General features: G+C 71.9%; 1 protein-coding gene and 1 pseudogene. Both read left to right on the top strand.

Annotated features, from left to right (window positions below):
- A pseudogene (locus tag G3N99_RS41310) lies at positions 1-156 on the top strand (pilO family protein); the annotation flags it as partial.
- Between the two features lie 13 nt (positions 157-169).
- Complete coding sequence (gene pilP / locus G3N99_RS41305) at positions 170-664, top strand: type IV pilus biogenesis protein PilP (RefSeq protein ID WP_174943788.1); 495 nt, start codon at positions 170-172, stop codon at positions 662-664.
- Positions 665-691: the final 27 nt, after the last annotated feature.

Genomic DNA, 691 nt, shown 5'->3' with positions numbered 1-691 from the left:
GCGGTCGGGTGGCGCGCGTACCGGCTGAACGCGAGCCTCGGCGGCGTCGCGCCGCCCGAATTCGTGCGCGCGATCGACGTGCCGGGGCTGCGCGTGCAGCGCCTCGCTTACCAGAACAATCAGTGGACTCTCGAAGGAGTGCTCTATGCGAAATAGTCGCGTCCGATGGATGTGCTCACTTGGCCTGGCGATGCTCGCCGGCGCCGTGCGCGCGGCGGCGCCCGTGTCGTCCGACGACGACGGCGCGACCGCCGCGCGGCTCACGCAGTTGCAAAGCGAGACGGTGCTGCTGCAGGCGCAGTTGAAGAAGCTCGAGACCGAGCAGCAGGTCGCCGAGCGATCCGCACAGCTCGCTCGCGCGCGCGGCGGTGCGCCGGCCGGGCAATTCGCGGTGACGGCGATCGAAGGGGTCGGCAAGCGCGCGTTCGCGACGCTGCGGATGAACGGCGGCGCCGAATTCGAAGTGCAGCGCGGCGACGTGCTGCCGGACGGTGGACGCGTCGTCGCGATCGAGCCGCGTGCGGTCGTCGTGTCGAATCGCGGGCGCACCACGAGGCTGTCGACGGCGTCGCCGTCGCCGTCGTACGCGGGCAATCCGCCGCTGCCGGCCGACCCGGCCGCACCGCCGCCGATGCTGCCCACACTGCCGGCGAGCGGATCATGAGCCACGCCGCACAACGACCCGATGCGA

This window comes from Burkholderia sp. Ac-20392, from assembly GCF_017104585.1.
GTDB classification, from domain to species: domain Bacteria; phylum Pseudomonadota; class Gammaproteobacteria; order Burkholderiales; family Burkholderiaceae; genus Burkholderia; species Burkholderia lata.
This window is presented reverse-complemented; position numbering and strand designations above follow the sequence as displayed.